Origin of the sequence: Brochothrix campestris FSL F6-1037 (genome assembly GCF_000525915.1) — a bacterium.
In the GTDB taxonomy this organism is placed as follows: Bacteria; Bacillota; Bacilli; order Lactobacillales; family Listeriaceae; genus Brochothrix; species Brochothrix campestris.
On the sequence record NZ_AODH01000060.1, the window covers coordinates 1 to 8,641 of the forward strand.

The following is an 8,641-nucleotide window of genomic DNA, read 5'->3' on the forward strand; positions in this document are numbered from 1 at the left end:
TAAAACACCTTTAATTAACTGAGTTAAACACCATGTTTTTGGAAAAGAAATAGTTTCATCTGTAATTCCAGAGGAATTCGCGATATTATTAAAAGTGATAGCTGACATTGTCGAATCCCGCTTATAAATTTGTTGTGATGACTTAATATTATAGGGATTTTGAAAATGTTGCTATTTTTTCGCGGAAAAATAGGCATCAGTGAAAATTCACCAACACCATAAATTATAGAACCAAAAAAGACAGTGTCGTTTGCACTGTCTCGGATTGTAGAAAATTATAATTAACTTTTTTTCCAACTTGTTTGCTTCAAACCGGTTAATTTCACTTTCATTCCGACATGACACACAGGTAACGATCATTTTACAAGACTTAACAAGCTAGAACAGTGTTTAGCTATAGCCTTGTGCCGTCTGTCCTTTTTATTTTGATTTAACTGACCTTCACTTGAGTCATATATCAGTTCCACTGATTGCTTCAGTTAAATTCACTGTATTTATAATTTCTAATATTTGTTGTTGTTTTGGCCCCGCTTCAATTGCTCCCAAAATTCGCTGATAATGCTGACAAGCTAAAATGACTTTTTTTATGATTTTCTGTTCATTGTTCTCTCCCAAATAGCGGGAAATGAGCGCCTCTATTAATGTAATATCATAAATTGCCAATTGATCCTGCATATCATTAATAATAAAGCAATTTTCACCATCAGTAATTGTGATTTTTTCTGTTTTAATCACAACGACACTTCGATAAACTCGTGCTATCTTTTTTATTAATTCCATATCATGTGATTCTCCAGGTTCACCTTTATAGCCAGCACTCGCCATTACATCCTGATAATTTCCAATCATCACAGTGTACGTCAATTGATTACTTAACTTATCAAATGCTTGAAAACTTACGCTATTGTCACTCAATCCATCCAAGCTAAATAAAAGTGGGATTTTTCTCTTATTAGCTTGCTTGCCAAGAGCTAATAAACACTCAAATTTATTAACTGTTATTTTTCCGAAACTTAAAACAAGAACATCATAATCAGCTAGTTGCTCTTTTGGTTTCAAAAAAAGTTGTTGATACGTTAAAAAGTCATATGAAAGGTTAATCGCACTAAAGTAATCAGATAGTTTTATTTGTTCATTACGAATAAATAGTAACTTCGAGTTATTATTAGGTATTGTTAACAATTTGTTTATCTTTTTGATCACGAACACCTTCCATTTCTTTTTAGATTGTATAATAAGTATTATATCATATCAGTAAGTAACAAAAAAAGAGAGTGCTGAATTACACACCCTCCCTCTAAATTAATTAATATTATACACTAGTGACATGCAAACCATCATTTTAACTTCAGATTCACTAATGAGCTTTAGTTAAACACTTATAAATAGTCTGCAGTTTTTTGTATAAAAGGCGCAATTAATTTGTGTTTTATTATCCGATCCAATGCAAATTTCCACTTGTTCACTTGCTTTGTTCTCTTGCTTTGTTCTCTTGCTTTGTTCATTTGACTGCTTAACCCTTCTTAATGCTTTAACTTCATATTGCTCACGATTCGTTACAATCTTTTGCACATGTTCGTTTAACATCTACGAATGGGCGTCCCGGTGGACTCGCAATAGCCTTATGTATTATCTGTTCGTTCCGGTGCACGCACCATCGTCAGTTGAAATAACATGTGACGTTGACGAAGTTCTTGTCGTATCATTGTTATCACTCCCTCCGATTTTCTGGTGACCTGTTACATTACTATTATACCCGCTATCTTTTTTACTAAACCTTTAACTTCTATTACGGTAAATAAAAATAGTAGTGGCTCTTCAGCCACTACTATTTTAGTTACACGATTTTTATCTCTTTAAGTCTCACGGAGAATCACGGTTTACAGTTGCTTTAATTACTTATAATTAACTAAATGATATTTTTTCTTCCCTTTACGGACGATTGTAAAGCGATCGCCAATACGATCGGTTGCATCAATTATTTTTGTTGTATCTTGTTGACGTTCACCATTAATATAGATTGCACCATGAGTTACATCTTCTCGTGCTTGGCGTTTACTCGGTTCGATTTTCAAATCAACCAACCAATCGATAATTGGTAACGCTGTTTCTTTCGCTGCCGTGAATGTTGGCACATCTTTAAAGCCAACTTCAATTTCATCAGCAGTTAGCACTTTAATATCTCCACTGAATAAGGCTGCAGAAATTTTAATCGCTTGATCTAACGCGGCTTGACCATGAACAAAAATAGTCATTTCACTTGCCAATGTTTTTTGGGCAGCTCGTAAATGCGGTTCGTTTGCCACTTTTTCTGCCAAAGCAGTAATCGTTGCCTCATCTAAGAAAGTAAAGTATTTCAAATATTTCACGACATCACGGTCATCCGTATTTAACCAAAATTGGTAAAACTCATAAGGGGTTGTTTTTTCTGGATTTAACCAAATAGCTCCACCAGCCGTTTTACCAAATTTAGTACCGTCTGATTTTAACATCAAAGGAATTGTTAAACCAAAGGCTTTCGATGCTTCACCATGTTCTTTACGAATTAATTCTAAACCGGCCGTAATATTCCCCCATTGATCGCTACCACCGATTTGTAAACGGCAGTTATTGTTTTCATATAAATGTTTGTAGTCCATCGCTTGTAAAATTTGGTAGCTGAACTCCGTAAAAGAAATCCCTGTTTCAAGACGGTTCGCGACAATATCTTTACTTAACATTGTGTTAACATTAAAACGTTTTCCAATGTCACGTAAGAAATCCAACACGTTTAAGTTTTTTGTCCAATCATAGTTATTCACCAAGACCGCGGCATTCTCTCCTGAAAAATCAAACAATTTTTCAAGTTGTGCACGGAGACCTTCAACGTTCGCATTGATTTGATCCATCGATTGTAATTGACGTTCTTCTGCCTTACCACTCGGATCACCAATCGAACCGGTCGCCCCACCCATTAAGAAAATCGGACGATGACCGGCTAATTGAAAACGACGTAAGACCATAAATGGAATTAAATGACCGATATGCATACTATCTCCGGTTGGATCCATGCCACAATATAATGAAATACGTTTCTTTTTCAGTTAACTCTTTTAACCCTGCTGCATCTGTTTGTTGATAAATCGCATCACGCCATTGTAATTCTTCAATAATGTTCATTCCAGCCAGCTCCTTTTTTATCTTCATGGACACAAAAAAAGCCCCTCCGTTTCACAATGAAACGAAGGGACGATAGTTACCGTGGTACCACCCTATTTTAATAACCATTACGGTTACTGCTTGTATAGTTAACGGTATGACCCGTTGTACATTGCTGTACAAATGCTCCAGAGTGTAATTCAACACCTTATATAGACTTGTTTGCAGCGACCACAAGCTCTCTTAACTAGGGATAAGGGATTTACTTCGTTCCTTCTTTGCATCGATTCATGAAGTTGTTACCCCTTATACTAGAGAATTTTATGCGTTTTGTCAACTACACTAACCCTAAAAAAAGAGAGCCACATGGCTCTCTCAAAGTGCTCTCATTTTTCTTCTAATCAGTTGATTCCACTTTTATTGTCCAGCTACTTCAACCAGAAGCTTTCAACTTTCAGAAAAAATGGGAGCAACGGTAAATAGTCGCTTGCCCTTCCAAGTTGGTTGCTTCTAACCGGTTGACTTCACTTTCAAGACTATTTCGCAGCGTTATATAACGTGTTAGCTTTGTTCCAGTCAACGACGTTAAAGAAGGCTTTAACATAGTCAGGACGACGGTTTTGGTAGTTTAGGTAATAAGCATGTTCCCAAACGTCAATTCCAACTAATGGTGTATGTCCTTCAGTTAACGGTGAATCTTGGTTAGGTGTTGAAATAACCGCTAATTCGCCATCAGTTACAACTAACCACGCCCAGCCAGAACCGAAACGAGTTGTTGCTGCTGCTAAGAATTTTTCTTGGAACGCTTCGAATGAACCGAATGTTGCATCGATTGCTGCAGCCAATTCACCGACAGGAGCACCGCCACCGTTAGCAGAAAGTGATTGCCAGAAGAATGAGTGGTTGGCATGTCCACCACCATTGTTACGTACAGCACCTTTGATTTCTTCAGGTACAGATGCTAAGTCTGTCACTAATTCTTCAACTGATTTAGCTGCTAATTCTGGGTATGAAGCTAACGCATTGTTTACGTTTGTAATATACGTTTGATGATGTTTAGTATGGTGAATCTCCATTGTTTTTGCATCAATATGTGGCTCAAGCGCCGCGTATTCGTAAGGTAATTCTGGTAAAGTATAAGTCATTATATGTTGCCCCCTTGAATCTATTTTTATTACTATAACAAAGATAACATATTTAAGGGTGTTTTTCACGGTTTCGGCTTGATGATTATCGGCTTAGACCCTTTTTTTCTTAGGCTGTCTTGGTTTTTATCTCACGATGACGGTTCATCAAATAAAGGAATACTGCTTCTAGGATAATTACAATGACAACCGTTAACATAAAGGAGGACACCTGTGGTTGATTGCCTGTAAAACCGAACAAACGGGGAACGAACGTTTGAAAAGATTGTTGCAACTGTTCATTACAAAATTGATAAACGATACTAAGAATGATACCTAAAAAGACAATCCCTGCACTCACGAGTAATTTTGTCGTTGTTAAAAAACGCTGTGAAAAGGTGGTAATCAGCATGCCTAACAAACCCGCACTAAAGAATACAAAGAAACAAGTTGCCACAATCCCGAAAAACGGATCATTCCGATAGATTTTTCCAATGAAGTTGTATAACTGTAAACTTCCGTTACTAAAATGATTTGTTATCGTAATTAATAGCATATTAAGAACTGTCGTCATTATCGCAATGACACCATTACTCACTAGTAACGACAAGAAAATTGTCTGGCGTGAGGTGCTATTTTGTACAAACAAATTAAATGCGATTTTACTCCCCACCGCCATTAATATCACCATGAATACAAGCGGTGATATTAGTACATCTGATTTGATTACCTCGGTTGTATTGCTAAAATAAAGCCCAATTAACGGGAAAATAATAGCCGAAGTAATATAGATAGCGCTATATATAAGGAATGCACGTATTTGATAGCTAAACTGATAGTTGAGTGCCGCTTTAAATTTCATCTGTTTGCCCGCCTTCTTTCGTTAATTTAATAAAATAGGTTTGCAAGTTCAGTGGCGTTAGTCGCAATTGTTCGGGGAGCTCTGCACCTAATTTATCAGCATCCGTCACATAAGCTGTCATTGTTCCACCGAATGTTTCTTTATCCAGGACCTTTACAAGGACAACGAACGCTTCAACTAATTCACTTGGTCCTGTAATAGCCACCCCTGTTTGGAGTATTTCTTCTGTCGATGCCGCTTGGATAACTTCACCTTCATTCATTATAATCACTTCTTCAATTAAATACGTAATTTCATCAATCAAATGGGTCGATATCACAAAGGTGCGTGGCTTTTGTTGATAAGTCTCGAGCAAAAACTGATAAAACAGTTCACGATGATGCGCATCTAATCCTAAAACGGGTTCGTCCAAAAAGATGTAATCACAATCAACCGCTAAAGCCACAATTAGTTTGGCAATACTGCGGTAACCGGTTGATAGTTTACGAAGCGAGCTGTTCGCATCAAGACCAAAGGCAGTTAACATCTTTTTAGCGAAATTTTCGTCAAAGCCGTCATAGAACGCGGCGGTCTGTTTGAACATTTGCTTAATTTTCATCTGCGACGGAAACAAAGTGTCTTCACTCATCAAATACAGTCGATTCAAACACGTTTCGTTTTCGTATACACGCATACTGTCTAGTTCTACTGCTCCAGCTGTGGCAATGCTACGGTTATTGATGATATTCAATAACGTGCTTTTACCCGCACCATTGCGTCCGAGTAAACCATAGATAGTCTCTGCTTTCAATTCGAGTGTCACATTCGAGAGTACCTGTTTCCTACTATAAACCTTGCTTAAGTTCGCTATCGTTAGTGTCATCTTTCATACCCTCTTTCAATTAATGTAATGAGTTGTGTTGCTGTGATATTTAATTGTTGTGCTTCCTTAATAAATTGCACCAGATTGGTAGATAAAAATTGTTGCGAGCGTTGCTGTTGTAATTGAGCTTGCGCACCGTCCACAACAAACATCCCTATCCCCCTTTGTTTAACTAAAACATTTTGTTCAACGAGAATATTCATCCCTTTTAAAATCGTCGCTGGGTTAATTTGAAACGCCTTTGATATTTCAGTTGTGGATGGAATTTGTGCATTTTCTTTAAATGAGCCATTTAAAATAGCCTCTTCAATTTGTTCTGCCACCTGTTGAAACAGTGGTAAACGACTCGTGCTGTTAAATTCCATTATGACTCCCCCTAATCGATTAGGTTAGTTACTTATGTAACTAACTATATAACCTATTCTTCTCCTTGTCAACAAAAAAACGTCCTGCTATTCTCGTAATGAGAACAGACAGAACGCTAGTGCTATTATTACACTGTAACTGGTGGCCCTTTCGGTAAGTCGATGACAACTTTAAACATATCACCATCAACGCTAATGTCGAGGTTTCCTTTGTGTAAATTAATAATCGAAGCAACAATCGCCAAGCCTAAACCATAACCATCTGATTGCCTTGCTTCATCGAACTTTCCGCGTTTAAATCGTTCAATCAACAAAGGAGCATCTTCATCTAATTCATACCGTGAAATATTTTTAATAACGAGTCGACATCCATCGGCTGTTTCGCTAACTTTCAGATAAATCCGTGACTCTGGCAAACTATATTTCATACAGTTTTTCAACAAGTTATCCAATACACGCCATATTTTATTGGCATCAATCGTTAACCTTATCGTTTCTTGGGAATAAGTTATGCGTAACGTATAACGGTTTTCAACCGCTTCTTCACTGTACTCACCAATCATTTGTTGTATTAACGCAACGATATCTATGTTTTCATAGTTTAGTGCCACCGCACCATTATCCATCTTCGTTACTTCAAATAGATCCGTAATCATTTCATTCATACGCTGCGCCTTCTCTTGAATAATCGCAAGATATTGTTGCTGCTCATCCGTTTCTAAAGCAGTGGCCTGCAACAAGTCACTATAACTGATAATTGCTGTTAAAGGCGTGCGTGAATCATGACTTACATTTGTTAACAAATCTGTTTTTAAGGTTTCACTTGCTGTCGTTTGTTTCATTTTACGTAAAATAAGTTGGCGAAGTTGCTCATATTCAGCGAATAGTGTAGCGACTGTTTGAGGCTCTTTATTAGTTAAAACTTCATCTGGGACAAACTCAGTCAATAAATGACGTGGTAAACTGTTTGCGATTGCTCGTTTCAATTGTCGTCTTCGTTGATAGCGATAGATAAACGGTAGACTACACCAAACAAGATATAATCCGAGCGTCACTAACAGTAATAACAAACCAAAAAAAGTTATCTTGATAAATTACGATTAAAGTTACTAATAAAATCAATCCGAGAACGGGGAGAATCAGCCCGTGAACGATGATTGGCAGTTTCACGTAAATACCTAATTTACCATCATAGATACTCTGCCACTTCTTTTTACTAGCTACAATCAGCACAAGTATTCCTGAAACAGCAAGTACTACCGGCACACTGATGAATAATAATACCGGCCACCGCATCTCATTTGACATTAAAAGCACTAATCCACTGCCGATACCGATTATGAATGTGGCGACTGCGGTGGTGATTGTGACGGGTTGTAAAGCACTTTTGATGTCATTTTGTTCTTTAAGGATGAACCGAGTGGCACCGCCAAGTAATAGTAAACCTAGAACTAAGGACACACTGCTTATTATCCGAGTACGCTGTGAAAGTTGTTTATTGTCTAAAAAATGCGACAATTGCGCTTTGTTAATCGCATACGTCTCATACATCACATCACTTGTTTCCTTGATTGCATCACCTTCAATATCATTGATAATCATCGCTGGCACATCAACAACAACTGTTTCCTCGTTAATTAATTGTGAGAAATCACTAGGATCTATGCCTTTCATGCTTAAAAGCGAGTGAAATTGATCACGTATCTCGCTACTTGATGCATTCTTAGCTAATTGCGGCATATTACTTATACTCGTTTTCTTCGTGACATTTTCCAAATAATAATAGTACTCATCATCAATCGTCTCGGAACTTGTCTCTTGTAACTGTGACGGTGGTCTTTCCTTTTTGTAGTTTGCGATCAATCGTTCATTCGCCCATTTAATAATTGCTGTATTATCAAAATAAAGCGTCTGCTTATCTTCGCTGATTTTTGCTAGTTCTGCTTTTAAATCACGCACTGTTTTTACTTCCTTTTGTTCGTTTGGCTTACGTTTACCTTTCATTGGTAGCTTTGTGATACCGAAGTAGTTGGCTTTAAATAGGCGATAGAGTGTTCTACCAGAACATGAGATAGCTATACATCAGGTGGCTAACCTTTAGCCGTCATTTTCTGAATGTAAGTTTGTTGATCCGTACTTAAAATGATCGGTCGTCTGCCACAATATGTTTTATTTTCTTTGTGTTTTTGATAAAAAGCACTGGCCGAGGAACTTTTTCTTTAAAAAAATTGTAGACATTATCAATCGTTGTCTTGAACATCCTAGTATCTTCAATCCGGTTAAAAACAGA

At 37.2% G+C, this 8,641-nt stretch carries 7 protein-coding genes, 1 pseudogene and 1 other annotated feature; all 8 genes and pseudogenes read right to left on the reverse strand.

The features are described 5' to 3' along the window. Positions 1 to 450 precede the first annotated feature (450 nt). Positions 451 to 1,203, reverse strand: coding sequence for a hydroxyethylthiazole kinase (locus BCAMP_RS11135; protein WP_035315653.1), 753 nt, complete (start codon positions 1,201 to 1,203; stop codon positions 451 to 453). A gap of 692 nt (positions 1,204 to 1,895) precedes the next feature. Further along, positions 1,896 to 3,159, reverse strand: a pseudogene (gene tyrS / locus BCAMP_RS11145) (tyrosine--tRNA ligase). Between the two features lie 62 nt (positions 3,160 to 3,221). Continuing rightward, positions 3,222 to 3,426, reverse strand: a binding site (T-box leader). Between the two features lie 248 nt (positions 3,427 to 3,674). Beyond that, positions 3,675 to 4,286, reverse strand: coding sequence for a superoxide dismutase (locus BCAMP_RS11150; protein ID WP_156921232.1), 612 nt, complete (start codon positions 4,284 to 4,286; stop codon positions 3,675 to 3,677). A gap of 106 nt (positions 4,287 to 4,392) precedes the next feature. Further along, on the reverse strand, positions 4,393 to 5,124 hold the full coding sequence (locus BCAMP_RS11155) for a hypothetical protein (RefSeq protein WP_035315656.1): 732 nt from the start codon (positions 5,122 to 5,124) through the stop codon (positions 4,393 to 4,395). Next, on the reverse strand, positions 5,114 to 5,986 hold the full coding sequence (locus BCAMP_RS11160; RefSeq protein WP_035315657.1) for an ATP-binding cassette domain-containing protein: 873 nt from the start codon (positions 5,984 to 5,986) through the stop codon (positions 5,114 to 5,116). Before BCAMP_RS11160 ends, BCAMP_RS11155 begins: the two co-directional genes overlap by 11 nt. Beyond that, positions 5,983 to 6,351, reverse strand: a complete 369-nt coding sequence (locus BCAMP_RS11165) for a GntR family transcriptional regulator (RefSeq protein WP_035315658.1) — start codon at positions 6,349 to 6,351, stop codon at positions 5,983 to 5,985. Before BCAMP_RS11165 ends, BCAMP_RS11160 begins: the two co-directional genes overlap by 4 nt. A gap of 128 nt (positions 6,352 to 6,479) precedes the next feature. After that, on the reverse strand, positions 6,480 to 7,337 hold the full coding sequence (locus BCAMP_RS11170; RefSeq protein WP_051457068.1) for a sensor histidine kinase: 858 nt from the start codon (positions 7,335 to 7,337) through the stop codon (positions 6,480 to 6,482). A gap of 37 nt (positions 7,338 to 7,374) precedes the next feature. Continuing rightward, positions 7,375 to 8,355 (reverse strand): hypothetical protein, encoded by a 981-nt coding sequence (locus BCAMP_RS11175; protein WP_035315659.1) that lies wholly within the window; start codon positions 8,353 to 8,355, stop codon positions 7,375 to 7,377. Positions 8,356 to 8,641 lie beyond the last annotated feature (286 nt).

Bases quoted from the DNA above. Each gene is read 5' to 3' on its own strand.
- BCAMP_RS11155 (WP_035315656.1), bottom strand. From the start codon at position 5,124: ATGAAATTTAAAGCGGCACTCAACTATCAGTTTAGCTATCAAATACGT.
- BCAMP_RS11160 (WP_035315657.1), bottom strand. From the start codon at position 5,986: ATGACACTAACGATAGCGAACTTAAGCAAGGTTTATAGTAGGAAACAG.
- BCAMP_RS11165 (WP_035315658.1), bottom strand. From the start codon at position 6,351: ATGGAATTTAACAGCACGAGTCGTTTACCACTGTTTCAACAGGTGGCA.
- BCAMP_RS11175 (WP_035315659.1), bottom strand. From the start codon at position 8,355: ATGAAAGGTAAACGTAAGCCAAACGAACAAAAGGAAGTAAAAACAGTG.